This window comes from Micromonospora pisi (assembly GCF_003633685.1).
Classification (GTDB): Bacteria; Actinomycetota; Actinomycetes; order Mycobacteriales; family Micromonosporaceae; genus Micromonospora_G; species Micromonospora_G pisi.
Window position 1 is genome coordinate 7,093,212 of the sequence record NZ_RBKT01000001.1, and the last position, 19,029, is coordinate 7,112,240.

At 69.2% G+C, this 19,029-nt stretch carries 12 protein-coding genes, 1 tRNA gene and 2 pseudogenes; 7 read left to right on the forward strand and 8 right to left on the reverse strand.

The window, feature by feature from the left end:
- Positions 1 to 226: 226 nt before the first annotated feature.
- The gene (locus BDK92_RS30710; RefSeq protein WP_246017335.1) at positions 227 to 1,834 is read right to left on the reverse strand and encodes an alkaline phosphatase D family protein; all 1,608 of its coding nucleotides are present in this window, start codon (positions 1,832 to 1,834) and stop codon (positions 227 to 229) included.
- A 207-nt stretch (positions 1,835 to 2,041) separates the two neighbouring features.
- On the opposite strand from BDK92_RS30710, the gene BDK92_RS30715 reads away from it, so the two are divergent.
- Complete coding sequence (locus BDK92_RS30715; RefSeq protein WP_211349419.1) at positions 2,042 to 2,329, forward strand: hypothetical protein; 288 nt, start codon at positions 2,042 to 2,044, stop codon at positions 2,327 to 2,329.
- A gap of 71 nt (positions 2,330 to 2,400) precedes the next feature.
- Here the strand turns inward: BDK92_RS30715 and BDK92_RS30720 are convergent.
- From BDK92_RS30720 to BDK92_RS30730, 4 genes and pseudogenes are all read right to left on the reverse strand, one after another.
- A pseudogene (locus BDK92_RS30720) lies at positions 2,401 to 3,092 on the reverse strand (IS6 family transposase).
- 33 nt (positions 3,093 to 3,125) lie between these two features.
- Entirely contained in the window at positions 3,126 to 3,296 is a 171-nt protein-coding gene (locus BDK92_RS39250) for a hypothetical protein (protein WP_170208739.1), read from the reverse strand.
- A gap of 417 nt (positions 3,297 to 3,713) precedes the next feature.
- Positions 3,714 to 7,970, reverse strand: coding sequence for a S8 family serine peptidase (locus BDK92_RS30725; protein WP_170208740.1), 4,257 nt, complete (start codon positions 7,968 to 7,970; stop codon positions 3,714 to 3,716).
- A 17-nt stretch (positions 7,971 to 7,987) separates the two neighbouring features.
- A complete protein-coding gene (locus BDK92_RS30730; RefSeq protein ID WP_147457167.1) occupies positions 7,988 to 11,614 on the reverse strand; it encodes a S8 family serine peptidase in 3,627 nt (1,208 codons plus the stop codon).
- A gap of 168 nt (positions 11,615 to 11,782) precedes the next feature.
- On the opposite strand from BDK92_RS30730, the gene BDK92_RS30735 reads away from it, so the two are divergent.
- From BDK92_RS30735 to BDK92_RS30760, 5 genes are all read left to right on the forward strand, one after another.
- A complete protein-coding gene (locus BDK92_RS30735) occupies positions 11,783 to 12,478 on the forward strand; it encodes an ArsR/SmtB family transcription factor (RefSeq protein ID WP_121159893.1) in 696 nt (231 codons plus the stop codon).
- Between the two features lie 889 nt (positions 12,479 to 13,367).
- Positions 13,368 to 13,441: transfer RNA gene (locus BDK92_RS30745), tRNA-Met, on the forward strand.
- A 331-nt stretch (positions 13,442 to 13,772) separates the two neighbouring features.
- Complete coding sequence (locus BDK92_RS30750) at positions 13,773 to 14,171, forward strand: hypothetical protein (protein ID WP_121159894.1); 399 nt, start codon at positions 13,773 to 13,775, stop codon at positions 14,169 to 14,171.
- Positions 14,155 to 14,379, forward strand: a complete 225-nt coding sequence (locus BDK92_RS30755) for a hypothetical protein (RefSeq protein WP_121159895.1) — start codon at positions 14,155 to 14,157, stop codon at positions 14,377 to 14,379. The genes BDK92_RS30750 and BDK92_RS30755 overlap by 17 nt, the downstream gene beginning before the upstream one ends.
- A gap of 4 nt (positions 14,380 to 14,383) precedes the next feature.
- On the forward strand, positions 14,384 to 14,677 hold the full coding sequence (locus tag BDK92_RS30760) for a hypothetical protein (RefSeq protein WP_121159896.1): 294 nt from the start codon (positions 14,384 to 14,386) through the stop codon (positions 14,675 to 14,677).
- On the opposite strand, the gene BDK92_RS30765 is transcribed toward BDK92_RS30760, so the two are convergent.
- The 3 genes from BDK92_RS30765 to BDK92_RS39795 form a co-directional block, all read right to left on the reverse strand.
- Positions 14,635 to 15,732: an integrase core domain-containing protein gene (locus BDK92_RS30765; protein WP_121159897.1), complete on the reverse strand. Its 1,098-nt coding sequence runs from the start codon at positions 15,730 to 15,732 to the stop codon at positions 14,635 to 14,637. The genes BDK92_RS30760 and BDK92_RS30765 overlap by 43 nt on opposite strands.
- Positions 15,733 to 16,184: 452 nt before the next feature.
- Positions 16,185 to 17,039 carry an integrase gene (locus BDK92_RS40515; RefSeq protein WP_246017336.1) on the reverse strand — a complete coding sequence of 285 codons (855 nt, stop codon included), beginning with the start codon at positions 17,037 to 17,039 and terminating at the stop codon, positions 16,185 to 16,187.
- Positions 17,040 to 17,060: 21 nt separating this feature from the next.
- The gene (locus BDK92_RS39795; protein WP_246016790.1) at positions 17,061 to 17,237 is read right to left on the reverse strand and encodes a hypothetical protein; all 177 of its coding nucleotides are present in this window, start codon (positions 17,235 to 17,237) and stop codon (positions 17,061 to 17,063) included.
- A gap of 357 nt (positions 17,238 to 17,594) precedes the next feature.
- On the opposite strand from BDK92_RS39795, the pseudogene BDK92_RS30775 reads away from it, so the two are divergent.
- Positions 17,595 to 17,744 (forward strand): annotated as a pseudogene (locus tag BDK92_RS30775) (acyl-CoA dehydrogenase); the annotation flags it as partial.
- Positions 17,745 to 19,029 lie beyond the last annotated feature (1,285 nt).

Genomic DNA, 19,029 nt, shown 5'->3' on the forward strand with positions numbered 1-19,029 from the left:
AATGTGATCGGATTGCCCGCCGTGGCCCGGTGGCCGATTCACCGAGAGTGGGTGGGGTCGGTGCCGCCCGGCCGGCGTCCGTCGCGACGAGCCCTCATCCGCCTGGCACCGTGGTGAAGCCGGCGCCGTCGAGCCGTCGAGCGGTCGCCGGGCGTGAAGACGACCGCTCGACGGGTCACGTGCGTTGCCGTGCCGCGGGCGGCAGGCCCGAAGGGTCGGCGACCCGTCAGGCGGCGACGATGTTCGGGCGCCCGGATTCGACCGCGTACGACGCGCTCGTGTAGACGGGCGTCCTGCGTACCGCGATGGTGTCGACGACGCGGATGTCGGTCCGCCACACCTGCCGGTCCACGCGGACGCGCAGATAGCCGCGGCGCGACCCGTCGAAGTAGCGCACATGCGGGTTGAGCAACGGGTTCGTCGCCTTGATCGGGGCGTCGAAGGCGACCGGGAAGTCCGAGCTGATCGACGTGGCCACGAACTCGACCGCCACGCTCGGTGAGGCTGGGTCGTCGAAATCGAGCTTCAGGTCGCTCATCCAGGTCGAGTGGATGTCGCCCGCGAGTACCACCGGATTACTCACCCGTCCGGCGGCCAGCAGCCCGAGCAGGCGGTCGCGCTGTGGTGCGTACCCGTCCCACTGGTCGAGGTTGGACATCGTCGGCGGCACCAGGGCCGGGTTGGGGAACCGGATCCGGCTCATCATGACCTGCTGGGCGACGACGTTCCATCGCGCCGAGGACCGCAACAGTCCCTGGTTGAGCCAACGTTCCTGGTCTTCGCCGGTCAAGGTGCCCGCGGTGTTCGTCCGACCGGCGCCCTCCGGTCCGAAGTCCCCCGGGAACCCGCCGGGCTGGTCGGATCGGTACTGCCGGGTGTCCAGGACGTTGAACCGGGCCAGCCGGCCGAAGTCGAACCGGCGGAAGATCCGCAGATCGGCGCTGCCCGGTCGCAGGTCGGCCCGGATCGGCATGTGCTCGTAGTACGCCTGGTACGCGTTGGCGCGCTGCCTGGCGAATTGCTCGGGGGTCTGCCGAGCGGCCCCGGTGTCGTCGACCTCGTCGAGGTGGCCCGCGTAGTTGTTCTCGGTCTCGTGGTCGTCCCAGGTCACGATCCAGGGAAAGGCGGCGTGCGCGGCCTGCAGCGCCGGATCGGTCTTGTACTGGGCGTGCCGGTTGCGGTAGTCGCTCAACGTGCTCAGCTGGTCGAGGCCCGGGGTCTGCGGGGCGACGTGGGCGCGGTCGGCGAACGCGCTGCGCGGGTCGTACTCGTAGATGTAGTCGCCGAGGTGCAGCACCACGTCGAGGTCCTCGTCAGCGAGCCCCCAGTACGCCGGCCAGTAGCCGTTCTGGAAGTCCTGGCAGTTGACAATGCCGAAGTTCAGCCGGGACGGGTCGGCCCACGGGCTCGGGGCGGTGCGGGTACGCCCGACCGGACTGAGCTCGCCCAGGGCGCGGAATCGGTAGAAGTACTCCCGGCCGGGCTCCAGCCCGCGTGCGTCCACGTGTACCGAGTGGCCAAGTTCCGGCCGGGCCCGGGTCACGCCGTGCCGTACCACGCGCCGGAACCGTTCGTCGTGCGCCACCTGCCAGGCCACCTCGACCGGCCGGCGCAGTGAACCGGCGTCGTAGAGGTCGTGCACCAGGCGGGTCCAGAGGATGACCGCGTCCGGTAGCGGATCGCCGCTGGCCACACCGAGCTTGAACGGCGCGGCCGTCGACGTACCGTGGGCGGCGGCCGGACCCGTGGCGGCGGCGACGGGCAGCACTGCCGCACCCACCGAGGCCGCCGCGCCGGCCATGAGTTGTCTTCTGCTGACCAGGTGTTCGGACACGTGTTACCTCCAGGGTGGCTGGGTTCGTCGGCTCACTCTGGCGAGTGGAATCGACCGGCCACCCAACACGACCCGAACATCTGGGGGCCGGCGGCGGCAGGCCGTCGTCAGGCGCGAAGCGTGGCCATACGCTGGAACCACACTGGATCAGCTCGATCGCCCATTCGTCGTCGGCGGTGGCCGGGTAGCCGCCGTGGGAGGTGGGACGTGCGCATCGCCAGCTACAACGTCGAGAACCTGTTCAACCGGGCGCGCGCTCTCGACCAGCGGACCTGGTCGGCCGGGCGGCCGGTCCTGGAGGCGTTCCAGCGGGTCTGCGAGCTGTTGGAGGAGCCGACGTACACGGCCGAGGTCAAGGACGGCATCCTCGGCGAACTGCAGCACCTCGGTCTGCGTCGCGGAGACACGGCGCCGGCATCGCTTCCAGCGGTGGCGGGATCGACCGGTCGTCGTTGTCGAGCCTGGTCAACACAGCCCATACGTGGGTCGGGCTGAGCCCGTTGAGGACAGCGGGCGCCGTTGCGTTATGGGATCGACGGATGCGGTCAACCCGCGTCGGGTTGAGGTCAGATGGCCAAGGCGAGGGCGGCGAACGCCGTAGACACCCGCGTTGCCGGCGGAGCGTCGACGGCGAGTTCGTAGTGTCCGCGGCGGAGGTTCCGCATGAACGCGTGTCCGGCGATGATCACCTGTGCCGTCTTGTCGTCCGTAGTCCGCGCATCGGTCTCAACCGGTGTTTCAGCTGGCTGTGATTAGCCTCGATCGGATTGTTCGCGTACCGCTCGACGTGGTGCCATGCGGACGGGATCAGCTCATCCAGCACGCCGGGGTAGACCGCGGAGGCGTCGGTGACGACCTCGCTGGCTGTCACCTTCACCGTCGACAGCGCCCGTCGGAAGAACCGCCTGGCCGCGTCGGCATCTCGGCGCGCGCCGAGACCAGTACGTCGATGACCTGCCCGTACTGGTTGACCGCCCGGTACACATACCGCCACACGCCGTTTACCCTGACGTACGATTCGTCGAAGAACCACCTGTCACCCGGCGAGTGGCGGCAGAATCGGGCGGCGTCCGCCAGCAGCGGCGTGAACCGCTGCACCCAGCCGGTAGACGGTCACGTGATCGACCTCGACCCCACGCTCGACCAGCATTTCCTCGACGTCGCGGTAGGACAGGCTGTACCGCAGGTACCAGCGGACCGCGACGACGATCACCTCCGACGGGAACCGAAACCCGGCGGACGCCGACCTCGGAGGCAGCCACGGGCGAGAGCGGGTCAATGATTTTACTGCTCAAGCCTGCCTTGATCGCGGCCAACCCTCAACGTGACAGAGCCCGGCGAGCTGCGTCAGGACCCCGGTCAGATGGGCCAGTTGCAGGCCAGGGCGGGGATCGGCGACCAGGCACTCGGCGTACGGACTGACCCAGAGCGCGCCCATGATCGCGGTAGCCAGCAGCAGCACCAGCTTCGCGACGACCCAGTAGTGCCGGAACAGCCCTTACCGGGTACGTAGCGACAGGATCACGCTGGAGGCCAGCGCCACCAGGAACAACGGGATGCCCAGGCTCGGCACCAGCGCCCCGAGCAGGGTGTAGCGCTGCGTACCAGTGCCGGATCGGTGCTGCGGATCGCGACCAGGGCGAGTACCAGCATCACTAGTTTCTGGCCGATCAGGGCCACCGAGGCGACGATGTGCACGGTGGTCAGTGCCTTGTGTGATGGGTCGGATGCTCTCGCCCGCCCAGTCTCGGCGGGCCGGTACGCGCTGTCGTCCGTCCCAAAGCGGCCCTCGGGCTACGCCGGGGGGTCGCAGCGGCGGTACGGTCCGGAGCGCGGACGTGGGGGCCGGTCCGGGTTGACCGCACCGACCCCCACCGCGTCACAGGTCGGGGCGTTCGGTGACCCGTACGGCATTGAGAAGCGGCGGAGCTTGTCCCCGGCTTACCAGCGCCAGCCGTAGCGTCCCGCCCGTGACCTCGACCCGCAGCCGTCGAACGTCGCTATGATCCGCCGGGGGCCGGTAGTCGGCGAGCAACGTACGGCCTCCGGCGATCACGTCGAAGCGTCGGTCGGCACCGGTCGGGCCGGCGACATCGCGGAAGGTCAACGCCACCTCGTAGACCCCGTCCGGTAGGTGGTGGAACTCGTAGCCGAAGGTGCCGACCCGGGCATCCGCCGCGACCGGGTCGCCCACCTGAGCGTCGGCCGCCCTCGTGGTCCGGCCGTCCCAACCGAAGTCGCCGGACCCGGTGAACGGTCGGTCGGCCCGCCAGGTCGTACCGTCGGGCCCCACCACGCGTGCCCCGCCCACGTTGACGGCGATGTCGTACCGGGGCACCCCCACGGTGACCGGGATCTGGAGTACGCCATGGTTGTAGCCGGTGTTCGAGGTGACGAGGAGTTGGGCCTGGCGGGCCTCGCCCGGTGCCAAACCGGCCGTGTCGACAAGAACGTCGACGACCGCCGACTGTCCCGGCCGGAGGGTGCCGGAGGTGACGGAGGTGGTCAGCCACGGCTGGTCCACCGGGCTCGGGATCGCCGGTTCGACCACCCCGATTTCCTGGCTCGCCACTCCCCAGATCCGCCCGTCCCGGTCGAGGTCGATCGAACCGAATGGCTGCCCGACCGCCGCCGGGTAGGTCAGCTCACCCAACACCCCACAGCCGTCCGGATCCACCCGCAGAATCCTCGGTTCCGTCTGCTGCACGTAGATCTCCTTCGTCGCCGCATGCCAGGCCAGTCCGCTCGCGGTGATGTCGGGCAGGTCGCAGGAGTCGAGCACGCTGCCGGGACGGGCGTGGGACTCACCGGAGACGTGGTAGAGCCTGCGGACGGCCCGGTCCCGGGCGGCGAGGTAGAAGGTGTCGTCGTCCGGGCGGTACGTCAGGGTGATGGCGCCCTGCCAGGGGTGGTTGTTGCCGGGAACGTCGAGGGTGAGCGCACCGGTGGCGTCCCAGCACCGCAACCACGTCTGCGGTTCCGCGAGGATGCTTTCGTACACCTGGGCACCGCACATCCGGCCACGACGCGAGTCGTAGGTGAGGTCACGCAGCCGGAGCACCGTCTCCTCGGCCGGTGTCACACCGAGCACCCGCCCGGTAGGTGTGCCGTCGGGGCGGAACTCGTGCACCGAGCCGGCCGTGCCGTCGCCCAGCCAGACGTTGCCGGTGGTGGGGTCGAGGCCGATTCCCAGGACGGTGGACGTGCCCGCGATCCTGGGCCGCCACGCCTGCTGGGCGTACTGGCCCGGCGCGGTCGGTGCGTGCGCCTCGGCCACCCGGTAGTCGGCCGGCAGATCGCCCGAGTTGGTGAGCCGGACCGTGCGCCGCTGCCGGCCGAGGTTTTCGCCGACCACGGTCAGCTTGGACAGGTCGGCGGTGACCGTACCGCTGGCGAGCGTGGCGTCGGCGGTCACCCGCTGTGCGTCGTGCTCGATCCGGACGGTACGGCGGTCGGCGGCGTAGTGGCCCGACGTGATCTCGAGGATGTGTTCGCCGGGCGGCACCTCGACGAAGTAGCGGCCGTCGGGGCGGATCTGCTGCCGGCGCCGGAGTTGTCCACCACTCCACACGCTCACCGTGCCACCGTTCACGGCCCGGCCGTCGTTCGCGTCGCGTACGGTGCCGGACGCGACTCCGCTCGCGGGTGGGCGGAACCGGATCGCGACGTCGTCGGAGAGCACCGGCTCGGCCTGGGAGTAGTACATGCCGGGGGGTGGGGCGTAGCCCCAGATCCCCACCGTGGCCCACCTGCCACGGTTGACGGGGTCGAGGTTCCGGTACTGGTAGGTGACCGTGCCGTCCTCGCCGAGCAGCGCCTCGAACGACACCCGGTACGTGCCGACCTCGTTCTGGTTCTCGTCGTAGTCGGTCGCGGTCAGGTCGCGCCACTCGATGACGAACTGGCGGCGTGGTGCCTGGCCGACCACCGCCGTTCGGATCGACGAGTGGTCGTCCAGGAACAGCTGGTCCAGGTACGGGGCCAGTTCGGTGCTGGCCCTGCTGCGTAGGGAGATCCGGCCGTCGCCCCAGACGGTGACCCGCTCGTGGAACTCGCCGAACAGGCGGAACGGGAAGGGCAGGTCGACCGGCAGTTCGATGTGCAGACCGCCGCCGGAGGCCCGGTCCACCAGCACCCGGTCGGCCTCCACCCAGCCCGACCGGTGTTCCGCGCAGGTGTATCCGTATCCGCCGGTGTCGGTCCGGCTCGACACCTTCGGGCGCACCGCCGTGTCGCCCTCGACGGTGATCTCCGTGGTCGTCTCGACCAGGCAACGGTCGCCGGAGAGGGTCAGCCGGTGATTGCCCTCCGGTACGTCGGTGAATTGGAAACCACCGTCGGCGCCGGTGGTGACCGGTGGCAACGGGGTGCCCACCAGGGTCGCGGTGAGCCCGGCCACCGGTGTCCCGTCCTCGCGTACGGCCACTCCCCGCACCGGGCGCCGGGGCGCCTGGGCGATTGCGACGTCGATCGTGGTCGTGCTCCGCTCCGGCAGTTCCACCGTGCGGCGGTGGGTCCGGTAGCCGTAGCCGCCGATGTCGATCGTCACCGTGCCGGCGGCCGAGACGAGACGGTAGGACCCGTCGGCCGAGGCGGTGGTGGCCCGGACGACCGACCCGGCTGCGGCCTGGACCGTGGCACCGGCGACCGGGGCACCGTCCGCGTCCGTCACCCGACCGGTGACCGTGGCGATCGCGTCGCGCGGGGCCCGGCCGACCGCCGGGAACACGTCGAGCCTGCCCTCGCCCCAGGTCTGGTCGTTGCCGGGGACACCGCCGCAGTCCAGCGCCGCCGGGGCGTCGACCGCCACGCCGTCCAGTAGCGCCCGGATCTCCGCCGGTCGACCGACCAGCAGGGGAGCGGCGGAGAGCAGCAGCGCCACCGCGCCGGCGACGTGCGGAGCGGCCATCGAGGTGCCGCTCCACTGTTCGTACCCGTCACCCGGCACCGCGCTGCGTACGGCCACACCGGGCGCAGCGATGTCTGGTTTGCCGTCCTGGTAGCCCCTGGAGGAGAAGTCCGCGATGCGGTTGTCCGTGTCGAAGGCCGCCACCGAGTAGGCATCCGGCAGGGCCCCCGGGTAGCCGACGGTCTGGCAGAGCGGACCGTCGTTGCCGGCGGAGAAGACCGGCATGATGCCGGCGGCGACCCAGGCGGAGAGGATCTGCTGTAGCACCGGTGGTCCGCCCGGCCCGCCCCACGAGTTGTTCACCACGTGCGGACGCAGGTCGGGGCGGGGATTCTGGCCGGACAGGTCGGTCGGCGCGAGCATCCATTGCATGGCGGCGGCGAGGGCCCGGTAGCTGCAGGAGCGTGCCTCGCAGCCCTTCGCGCTGATCCACTTGGCGCCCGGCGCGACCCCCACGTGGTTGCCCGGCCCACCGTCACCGACCATCGTGCCGACCGTGTGGGTGCCGTGCCCGGTGTTGTCGCACGGTTCGAGTGACGGGTCGCCGCAGACGTACGACGGGTCGAACCAGTTGTAGTTGTGGTCGAAGGTGCCGTCCCCCCGACTACCGCGATAGCTCGCCGCGATCGCCGGATGGTCGTACTCGGCGCCGGAGTCGATGCTGCCGACCACCGTGCCCTCACCCCGTACGCCGTATTCCGACCACACCTTCGGCGCGCCGACCCGATCCACCCCCCACGCCACGTCGGTGCTGGTGGTGCCCGCCGCCTTCGCGGGGTCGGGCAGTGGGACCTCTCCGGTCGCGGTGATCCGGGCGACCTCCGGGCGGTTCCGTACGACGTCGAGTGCCGCCTGGTCACCGAGCCGGACCAGGACCGCGTTGGCGGCCCAGAAGCCGGTAGCGGCCACCCCGTTGGCGGTGAGCTTCGAGAGCAACGCCGATTGGCTCCGCGCGGCGGTCGTCTGCAGGGCGTGGTGCACGTACCGGCCGCGCTCGCCCCAGTCGGCGATGCCGGCGGCGGCCGACAGGTCGGCCTCCGCGTCGAGCAGGACCCAGAAGTCGGTCCGGCCGTGCGCGGCGATTGCGCCGGTGACCTCGGCGTCCACGGTCACCCGGCCGGTGCTGCTCGCCTCGGTGTCGAGCGGGGCCGCCCCGGCCGCGCCGGGGGCTGACACCGCGAGCGTCGCGGCCAGCGCGAGCGCGAGGCCGTGTCGCAGTGAACTCATCGTGGTTCTCCTCGCGGTCATGCCGACGGGAACGGCCGGTGGGTGGCCCGCAGGCCGCAGATCATCGGGTCCTGCGAATCGGGCGACCCGACCAGCCGGACATGGAGTTCGCCACCGGTGACGGCGACCGTGAAACGTTGGCGGGCGGCGGCATTGCGGCCGGCCGCGCCGGCGATGTCGTAGCCGGCCAACAGCCGCTGCTCACCCGCGTACACGTCGAACCGGCGTTTGCCGGGCGCGGCACCGTTGATCTCGGCGAACTCCAGTTCGAGCTCGTAGTTGCCGCTGGGCAGACCGGCGAACCGGTAGCCGACCGCCCCGACCCGGCAAGTCTGGTAGAGCGTGTCGTCGTCGGTGCCGGCGATCGCCTTGGTGGTCGTGACCACCCGGCTTTTGCCCTCGTAGCCGAACTGACCCGCGTACGGCTGGTCCGCGGCCCAGGTTCCGCCAGCCAGGTCGGTGTACGCCGCACCACCGGCGTCGATCCCCTGCTCGTATGCGGCGACCGTCAGGTGCACCGGTACCCGGGTCCAGCGTGGTTCACGGCCGGTGGCGGAGTAGAACATCAACTCCTCGGCGTACTCCCCGCCGGACAGGCCGGTGCTGTCCGCCGTCACCGGGACGGTGACCGTCTCGCCCGGGCCCACGGTGACGAAGTGGTACCGCCGCCCGTCGGGCAGCCGGAGCCAGGTGGACGGGTTGAAGGTGGAGATTTGGACGTCTGCGGCGGCGCCGCCGCTGTTGGTCAGCCGCACGTCGTAGACGCGCTGCTGGCCGGCGACGAGATCCGCCCGTCCGTCCCAGCCCGAGACCGCGATCCGGGCGGTGGTGAGGGCGAGGTCGACTCCGTGTCGAGTCGCGCCGTCAACGACCTCGACGGTGCTGCTCGCTGCGGCGTACCCCTCCGCGTTGCCCTCGATCGTGTACCGGCCGTCGGGGAGCGCGAGCCCGAAGACACCACCGACCACCGGCACCGTCGCGACAATCTGACCCGTCGCGTCGCTTGCGGAAACGGTCGGCTGCCGGACGTCGTCGACCGCGCGACCGTCGTTGTGGTCGGTGACGCGGCCGAACACCAGGCCGGCGGCGGGCGGGGTGTAGACGATGGAGCGGTCGTTGGTGAGCGCGTCGGTCCGGTAGGTGTACGGCAGCGCGGTGCTGCCAGCCTCGTCCTCGATGCCGACCGACACCGAACTGTAGGCGTCACCGGCACCGCGCTCGGCCGCGTCGTCCAGTCCGGCGTACTGGAACCGTACGGTCCCGTCCTCGCTGAGCACCGCCTGTACCGTGATCCGACGTTGCACGGCGGGGTTGCCCAGCAGCAGCCGTACGTTGCGCCACTCCACGGCCAGCCAGCGGTGTGGCGAAATGCCGCCGCTCCCGGTACGCACACTCGCCGAGCCGTCGACAAAGAGATCCGCCCAGTAGGGGTAGAGGGAGCCGTCCGGCTCCGGACCGTCCGGTAGCGGGCCGCCCGGCTGACTGCCGAGGACGTCGGCGCTCAACGGGCGGAGGTCGGTGGCGATCCGACCGTCGACGTGGATCCGAACCGACTCGGTCGCCTTGCCGTAGAGCCGGAACGGGAACGGCAGCGCGAGGTCGTACGCCGCACCGGTTCCGGTGATCGGCAGCGTGGTGTCGGTGGGCCGGAAACCGTTCGGCTCCTCGTGGCAGCCGTAACCGCGTCCGTCCCGGCGCCGCTCGGCGGTGATGGTCGGTGTCTCGTCGCCGTCGACGGTCAGGTCGAGAACCTGCCCGAGCACGCACGCCCCAGCCGTGGTCAGCAGGCGGTACCGGCCCTCGGGCACACCCTCGAACCGGAAACCGCCGTCGGGGGCGGTCTTCACCGGAGCGAGCGGCGTGTCGGAGAGGGTGACCTCGACCCCGAACACGGCCGCTCCCGCTGGGTCGGCGACCCGTCCGGTGACGGTGTGCCGGACGACCGGGACGAGGGCGAGGTCGACCCGGATCGTGCCGTCGGCCGGTACCTCGACAGTGGTGGACGCCGGTCGGTAGCCGAACCCGGTCGCGTCCAGTGCGAACCGACCCGCCGGTGTGACAAAGCGGTAGCTCCCGTCCGCCTCGGTGTCGGTGCGCTGCCCGTCGGCGAGCCCGACGGTCACGTCCGGCACCGGCGCGCCGGTCGTCGCGTCGGTCACCACCCCGGTCACGACGCCGGCGGCATCCCGTGGGGCGAGCGCGACCGCCGCTGCCGCGTCCAGTCGCCCCTCGCCGTACACGTTGTTGTCGTTGGAGGTGCCACCGCAGGAGGTGTCGGCCGTGTCGACGGCGGAGGCGTCGAGTGCCGCCCGGATCCCGGGCAGTTCGCCGCGCAGCTTCGGTGCCGCCGCGAGGATCAGTGCCACCGTGCCGGTCACGTGCGGTGTCGCCATCGACGTACCGTCGCCGACGGCGTAGCCGTTGCCCGGCACGCTGCTGAGGATCGCCGAGCCGGGCGCGGAGAGGTCCGGTTTGGTACCGCCGTCAAGCGGTGAGCTACCGCGCGCGGAGAAGGGCGCGACCGTTCCCTCACGGTCGTGGGCCCCGACCGTGTACGCCTCCGGGTAGCTGCCCGGGGCGTCGACGGTGGCGCAGGTGGGGCCGGAGTTGCCGGCGGCGAAGACGGGCATCACTCCGGCGGCGGCCCAGGCGCGTACCGCCTGGCGGAAGCCCTCGAAGGCGCCGTCCGAGTTGCCCCACGAGTTGTTCACCACCTGTGGGCGCAACTCGGGTCTCGGGTTGCGGCCGTAGCGGTCGGTCGGGGCGAGCATCCACTGCATCGAGGAGAGCAGGCTCTGGTCCGAGCAGTAGTCGTACTCGCAGCCCTTGGCTGCGATCCAGGTGGCGCCGGGTGCCACCCCGATTCGGTTGCCGGGACCGGCGTCGCCGAGGACCGTACCGGTCACGTGGGTGCCGTGACCATTGTTGTCACAGGGCGCCGACCGGGTGTCGCCGCAGACGTAGTTCGGGTCCCACCAGTTGTAGCCGTGCTCGTACGTCCCGTCGCCCCTGGTGCCCCGGTAGCCGCGTACCAGCGCCGGGTGGTCGAACTGTGCCCCGGTGTCGATGACACCGATCGTCACGCCCTCGCCCCGGACGCCGTACTCCTGCCAGACCCGGTCGGCGTGGATCATCTCGATGTTCCACGCGACCGGGTCGTCCTCGTCGGTGGTGGCGGTGGCCGTGGGACGCGGTACCCGGTAGGTCCTCGGCGCGGCGATCGTTTGTACGTCCGTCCGGCTGGCGACCGCGTCTAGGGCCGTCCTGTCGCCGGTCACCAGTAGGGCGTTGGCGGCCCAGAACGACTCGACCTTCGCGCCCCGGGCGGTGAGCGTGGCTTGCACCGGGGCCTGGCTCCGTTGCGCGGCGGCGCGCAGCCGGTTCGTGACGTGGCGGCCCCGCTCGCCCCAGTCGGCGATCCGGTCCGCGCCGGAGAGGTCGGCGGTCTGGTCGAACATCACCCAGAACGTGGTCGACCCCTGCCGGTCGAGCGCCTGGGTGACCTGCGCGTCGACCCGGGGCAGATGGGTGCGGGCGTCTGTGTCGGGGCGGGCACTGGCCGGAGCGGCGAGGCCGCCGGCCAGGATCACGCCGGCCGTCACAGCGGCCGGCCACCAGAGGGGAATTGTGGATCGTGGCTTCACCGGAGGCGTCCTTTCGGTGGCAGAACCCCGTCGGGACGGACGGTACGGGCATCGATCATCAACTGTGAAGGAGATATGAAGTCACAATTCAATAACCCTGAAGGACTCCATCGTGGGGGTGAGGGGCCGCGACGTACGCTGGGGCACTCACAGTGACGAGGAGAACGGGTGTCGATCCAGAACACCGATGGCACCGACCGGGACTGGCGTAGGCCCCGCGACCCGGACCGGGCCTACCTCACCGACCCGAGGGCGATCAGAGTGCTCGCCCATCCCGGTCGACAGGGGATCCTGCGGCGCCTTCAGGCCGACGGCCCGGCCACCGCCACCGAATGCGCCCAGGTCGCCGGGATGACTCCGAGCGCCGCCAGTTACCACCTTCGACAGCTTGCTCGACACGGTTTTGTCGCCGAGGCGCCGGGACGCGGCGACATGCGCGAGCGGATGTGGGAGGCGCGGATCCGGGGCTACCGCATCGACGATGTCGAGGAGCCGTCAGCGCAGCTCGTCGCCACGGTGCAGGAGCTGTTCCAGGCGACCCTCCAGGCATCCGAACAACTCGCCGTCCGGTGGATGGAGCGGCTTCCGCAGGAGTCATACGCCTGGCGTGACTCGGCTCAACTCGCCACCAAGAGCATCCGGGTCAACCCGGCGGAACTCCGGGTGGTCTACGAGCGTATGGCCGAGATCCTGCAGCCCTACCTCGCCAACCGGCGGCCCCGGGAGGACGCGCCCGCGGACGCCCGCTTGGTCCACGTCGACCTGCGGATGCTGCCCTGGGCAGACCCCGCTCCGGTGGTGGCCGTCGAACCGGCGGAGCCCAAACAGGACGGGCGGGAAGCGTACCGAGACCGGGGACGGTGATCGCCGTCCGCCCTTCCGGCTCGGAGGGGAATTGATCGACGTATGGTGCTCGAATGAGAGCGAATGCGTTTCGCCATTGTCGGTCGAATCGTGCCGGTGAGCTTCGCGGGCACGTTCTTATCGGCGGTCGGAGCCTGTGGGGCTTGTAAAGCCGGTTCGGCTATGCGGCCTACGAATACTCGTTGATCAACCCGCCGAGGATCGGGCGCCGTTGGACCCTGGCGGCGGTCAAGTCAGTGACTCCCGACGGCGGGTTGGGCGGCTGCTGGCCGAGCGATCGATGTGGTCGGTGGCTGTGGTGGTGGGTCGTATATTCGGTGAGGACGGCGTGGGGTGGCGCTCGCCGGCGATGAGCATCCGGTGTGCGCATTCCTGGCGTACGGTGCCCACCCATCGTTCGGCGAACGCGTTCGCCCGGGGTGTCTGAGGCGGGGTCTTGATCACGTCGATGCCGTCCGCGGTGAATACGGTGTCGAAGGCCGCCGTAAATTTCGTATCGCGGTCGCGGAGCAGGAACCGCAGCCCAGCCGCGTTGGTCGAGGTCCATCAGTAGATTTCTCGCCTGCTGGGCGACCCAGGCACGGGTTGGACGGGCGGTATCCCTGCGGCGTTCGTTGAGGCATACAAGGTGCGGTAGTCCCGACCCGTTACGGGCGGGCCGTCGATGTGATCGAAAGTCGGCGTGCTCCGGGGAGTTGGTGCTGCGGTCAGCGAGTGAACGCCGACGACAACAAGTAGTTGTCGGCCCTTGAGGTAGATCGGCCGCCGTGTTCGATTGAAGAGGTGCCTGTAGCGAGGGTGCGGTGGCCGTACCTCATGCTCAGTACCCGCTCTCCCAGTCGGGGGCGTGAAAGTGGGCCGTCGGTTGCGCCAAGAGTTGAGCGGCGATGCGGGGGCGGGAGCGGCTGGGCAGCTCGCTGGGCTCATAACCCAGAGGTCGCAGGTTCAAATCCTGTCCCCGCTACAACTGAAAGTGCAGGTCAGAGCCCCGCTCCCAGATTGTGGGGGCGGGGTTTTTGATCTCCTTCCGGGCACAGTCCGGGCAGACGAAACACCACGAGGCGACACGAGATAGTGGGACGTCGATCTTCGCTGTATCAATCATCAGTTGGACGTCGAACCTCCTCTATGTCAGGGAAAGTTTGTGTTCCGTCCGGAGGCATCCTCGAACTCAAGTCCATCGATCCCGTGGTGGCGGCAGTCCGACCCTATTCGAGCGATGCCATGCCCCGGCTGCCTTGCGGTCGATCAGGCCCTCTCGTCAGCTCAGCACCACGCTGGGCCGGCCGCACTGGTGCCGGAGTGGCTGAGCCTGCTGATCCGCCGGGTCGACGCGGAGGCGGTTGCCTGGGTCCGGCCCAGCGGGCTGGAGGAGCGCTGGCGGGCCCAGCACCTGCTCTCGCTGGCCGCCTGCGCGCTGCTGTTCCTCGGCCGCTCGTCGACCCCGGAGACGATCAAGCCGTTCTTCCTCCGGCTGGCCGCCCGGGCGGTGGCCCGGTATGCCGAGACCGAGCCGAACGCGGTACCGGCCCGCCCCGCCCCGGTCACCACCAGCACCGGGCCAGACCGGGTGGATCGGTTGGCTGTGCCGAGAGTGGCCGCAGACGCACGCCGCCGCGACCGCCCGGGACCGGGCGGCGGAGGCCGACGCGTTTCGCGAGGACGCGCTGGGCGGGTTGGACCGGGCCGATGACTTCGTCGAGTTCGTCCGTGAGCTGGACGGCCCGGAGCCGGACGTACGCTGGGGCACCCGGGGACACGAGGGTGAGCCGGCGGACGAGGCGTACCTGTGCCCGATCGACCTCTGCGCGCGCCGCGAGCGACGCACGCCCGGGGGAGCGGTGCCGGTCTGCCACCTGACCCGAGACGGGCAGGGGCGCCTACGGTCGAGTCTCGGGTAACCGGATGCTGTTCGACACGCCGAGCCGGCTGTCCTGGTGGCGGTGGCTGCCGGCGCCGCTGCTCTGGAGTACGGTCGCGCTGATCGCGCTGAGGGTCAGCCAGCCCGGCTGGTGGCGGTCGCTGACCCCGGCCGGCGCCGCCGACCCGCCAGCGGTGGCCGTCACGGGCGCCGCAGTGCTCGCTGCCGGCTGGATCGCCGGCCTGCTGGCCGAGGTGCTGAGCGTTGCGGGTGCCGAGAATGGCGTCCGCGCTGGTCAAGCGGCGTTCTCGTATTCGTGCAGGAGTCCGCCGAGTTGATCGCGTCGGTGGACGTTCAGGCGTGTCAGCGTGGCGGGATCGGTTATCGGTTTGGGTAGCGGACGCAGAGGTCGGGCGTTCGCGATGCCCCGATGAGGTCGATGCCGGTTGTGGTGGCGTTCGTACTCGCGCAGGGCTTGCAGTAGGTGCGCTTGGCTCCAGATTAGTGTCCGGTCGAGTAATTCATGCCGGCAGGCTTGGATCCACCTCTCCATGATCGAGTTCATGCGCGGTGTCCGTACCCGGCTGAGCACGACCGCGATCCCCGCGTCGGCGAGGATCGCGTCGAACAGGGCCGGGTACTTGCCGTCCCGATCCCGGACCAGGTATTTCACCGTGCGTTCGGTGTCCTCAAGGTCCATCATCAGGTTCCGGGCCGCCTGGGTTACCCAGCTGGCGGTCGGATGAGCGGTGGCGCCCAGGACGCTGACCCGGCGGGTGGCGTGGTCGATGACGGCCAGGACGTACAGCCTGGCACCGGTCATCGTTGTGGTCTCGAAGAAGTCGGCCGCGATGATGGCCTGCGCCTGCGAGCGCAAGAACGTCGCCCAGCTGGTGCTGGCACGCTGGGGCGTCGGGTCGACGCCGGCATGCTGGAGGATCTCCCAGACGGTGGAGGGGGCGACCTTTACCCCGAGGACGAGTAGTTCGCCGTGGATGCGGCGGTATCCCCAGGTGCTGTTCTCGCGTGCCAGGCGCAGGGCCAGCCGGCGGATCGACCGGACAGTGCGTGGCCGCCCGGATCGCCGCGGCCGGGAGAGTCTGGCGTGCCGGCGGGCGTCCAGGTCATGGTGCCAGCGCAGTACGGTCTCCGGGCGGACCAGCAGCCGCAGGCTGCGTAGGACGTCGCGGGGTAACCGGTGCAGCACGGCGGCGAGCCATGCCCGGTCAGCGGGGGTGAATCGGACCTTCTCGCCGTGCAGTTGCCGTTCGAGGACCATGACCTGGTGCCGCAGCGCCAAGATCTCGGCATCCTTGTCCCGGTCGTTCATTGGCAGCAGCCGCAGCAGCGCGAGAGTGTTGGTCACACCGAGGTAGGCCAGTCGGAACAGCACAGCAAGTCATCCTCGCGCAGCGCTCCACATAGATCATCGCCGCAGGCGGGCCGAGAGTCCTCGACCCTACGCCGGCGTCCTGATCTCAGTAATCAAGAGGGCCGTGACCAGGATGGACGAGGTTTTCGGCACTCGCAAGGTTGAAGCCTCAAGGTCATCGCGAACATCGCCTTATGCGTATGCGGATTGATGAATCGACAGGTTATCTCTCCTCCCGGGCTCGACTCTCTGAGCTATTCAACGAGTTGATAGAGTTGAGCGATGCGCTCACCGCCAGAGCGTCCTGGCTTCCTGAATGTGCGTTGTGTGAATCCAAGTTGCGATAAGTGAGATCCGCCGCCTTCGGTTCTCAAAGGATGCAGATCCGGTGAGTCTGGCGGTGTCCATCATTTGAGTGGCGGGCGCCGCCAGGCGTTTGATGGTGCGGGTGTCGAAAATCCCATCCGTGCTGGTCAAGCGGCGTTTTTGTACTCGTTCAGGAGCCCGCCGAGTCGGTCGTGTCGCTGGACGTGTAGGCGCTTCAGCGCGGTGGGGTTGGTGATCGGTTCGGGTAGCGGACGTTCGTTGTAGAAGACCTCGTACTCGCGGAGCGGGTGTAGTAGATGTCGCTGGTTGAGAATCAGTGTCCGGTCGAGGAGTTCACGTCGGCAGGTCCGTATCCAGCGTTCCTTGATCGCGTTCATCCGGGGTGTCCGGACGCCTGTGTGTACCACGGTGATGCCGGCGTCGGCGGGCACCCGGTCGAACAGGGTCGGGTATTTGCCGTCCCGGTCGCGGATCAGGTATTTCACCGGGCGTCTCGCGTCTTCGAGGTCCATGACCAGATTCCGGGCGGTCTGGGTCACCCAGGCTGCGGTGGGATGTGTGGTGGCGCCGAGGATCCGGATGCGGCGGGTGGCGTGTTCGATGACCGCCAGGACGTAGAGGCGGGCGCCGGTCAGGGTGGTCGTTTCGATGAAGTCGGCGGCGATGACGGCCTGCGCCTGGGATCGTAGGAACGCCGCCCACGTGCTGCTGGTGCGTTGAGGTGCCGGATCGACTCCGGCATCCTTCAGGATCTTCCAGATGGTGGAGGCGGCGACCTTGACGCCCAGGACGAGCAGTTCGCCGTGGGTGCGGCGGTATCCCCAGGTGGCGTTCTCCGAGGCTAGGCGCAGGACGAGCCGACGGATGGACCGGACTGTTCGTGGTCGCCCGAGTTGGTGGGGGTGGGAATGTCTGGCGTGTCGGCGGGCGGTCAGGTGCCGGCGCAGCACCGTCTCGGGGCGGATCAGTAGCCGCGGGTGGTTCAGTGCGGTTCGCGGCAACGGGTGTAGCAGGGCGGCCAACTATGCCCGGTCCGCCGGGGTGAGTTGGACGCGGTCGCCGTGCGGTTGTCGTTTGAGGACCGTGATCTGGTGCCGGAGCGCGAGGATTTCGGTGTCTTTGTCGTGGTCGCTCATGGGTAGCAGTCGTAGCAGGGCGAGGGTGTTGGTCACGCCGAGGTAGGCCAGTCGAAACAGCACACCCCCTCGTCGCGCAGTACTCGACGTAGACAACCGTTGCGATCCAGCCGAGAGGTTCCACGTCTTCAGCGGAGCCTTCCGCCTCGATGATTTAGATGGCTGCGGCCAGGACGGATGAGCTTTTCGGCACTCACAGGGCCAGAAATGCTCGTCCCGCCAGAGGCGCCGGGCGAGCGCGTCGGCTTGCGGCGTGGGAAGCAACGCCATCTGTTCGCCGTACCAGCGCCGCCAGTGCTCGAAGTCAGGATCGACGGCGATGTCGTAGGTCAGCTGCGGGCTGCCTGGGCCGGCGCCAAGCCCAGCAGCATCCGGGGTCATAGCCCGCCGCGCCGACCCCGCTGCGGCGCCGGTGGACCTCGAACGCGCGGCGGCAACGGCATGACCACCGAGTACGGCGTAGCGACGCTGCTCGGCACCGTACGCGCGACCCGGATCGCCCCGGTCAGCCGCGAAATGATCCTCAACTTCGTCGCGCAACACGTGCTGGGGCAGGAGAAGTCGTACTGACGGATCCGACACCTGCGGTTTCGCAGACGCAAGAACCTAGGGGCGCACGTACGGTGTTTTCTGGTTTATGTCCGTTACGGCGTTTGACCATCTAATCTTCGCTTTTGGGGAGCAATCAGGCCGATAGCCGAAGAGTCGGCTTCTCCTCGCCCGAGCAGGAGTCATGGTGCCGCAAAAGTACACCCGCCGAATCACCGGCAAGAAGATCATCGCGAGTTGCGCAGTGGGCGTGACCGCCGCGCTCACCTACGGCACCGGCCTGGCCAGTGCACATCCGCTCCCTACCACGCTGACCAGCGCCGTAGCGCCTGGCCAGACATCGCCCAGCCCGGCCGCAACCGCCGATCGCACGCGAGCGGGCATTCCGTCTGCGCAAGCAACCCGCACGCCGACACCCACGAAATCAGCCCCCACCGTTGGCAGGGCGGGAACCGGGCCCCGCCCAGCCGCGCCGGCACCTTTGGTTGCGACGCTCACGACTGTGGCGTCACCGAGCGTGGTGTTGGGTAGTGGTGGTCAGGTGTTCGATACGGCGACGCTGTCCGGTGGGGTAAACAATCCCACGGGGACGATCACGTTCGTTCTGTTCCGTCCGGGGGATACGACGTGTTCGCGCGCGCCGGTCTTCGACTCAACCGTGCCAGTGTCAGGTAACGGAATTTACCCGTCGCGCTCGTTCAGACCGACTACGGCGGGCACGTACCGGTGGGTTGCCTGGTACAGCGGGGACCTGAACAACGTGTCGGTATCAACCACATGTAATGATCCTGGCGAGTCCGTCGATGTGACGCCTGCCCGGACGTCATTGAGGATGATGCTGTCGCGGGATGTGACATTGGGTGGTCAGGTGTCGAGTACGGCGATACTCACTGGCGGGGTGGACCCGTTAGGGCTAATCATGCTCCGCCTGTTTGGTCCGGGGGATACGACGTGCTCACGTGCGCCAACGTTCTCCGACAACATACCGGTGTTCGGTAACGGCCGCTACGATGCGGGCCCGTTTATTCCGACTGCGGCGGGGACGTACCGGTGGACTGCCTCGTACAACGGGAACGCGAATAACTTGCCGGCGTCAACGACGTGCAATGACCCTGGTACGACTGTCGAAGTCCTGCCTGCCCCCACGTCGTTGAGGACGACGGCGTCGCCGAGCGTGGCGCTAGGTGGTCAGGTCTCGGATACGGCAACACTCACCGATGGGGTGAACCCGACAGGGACGATCACGTTCCTTCTGTTCGGTCCCGGGGATCCGACATGCTCGAATCCTCCGCCGTTCCGGTCGGAA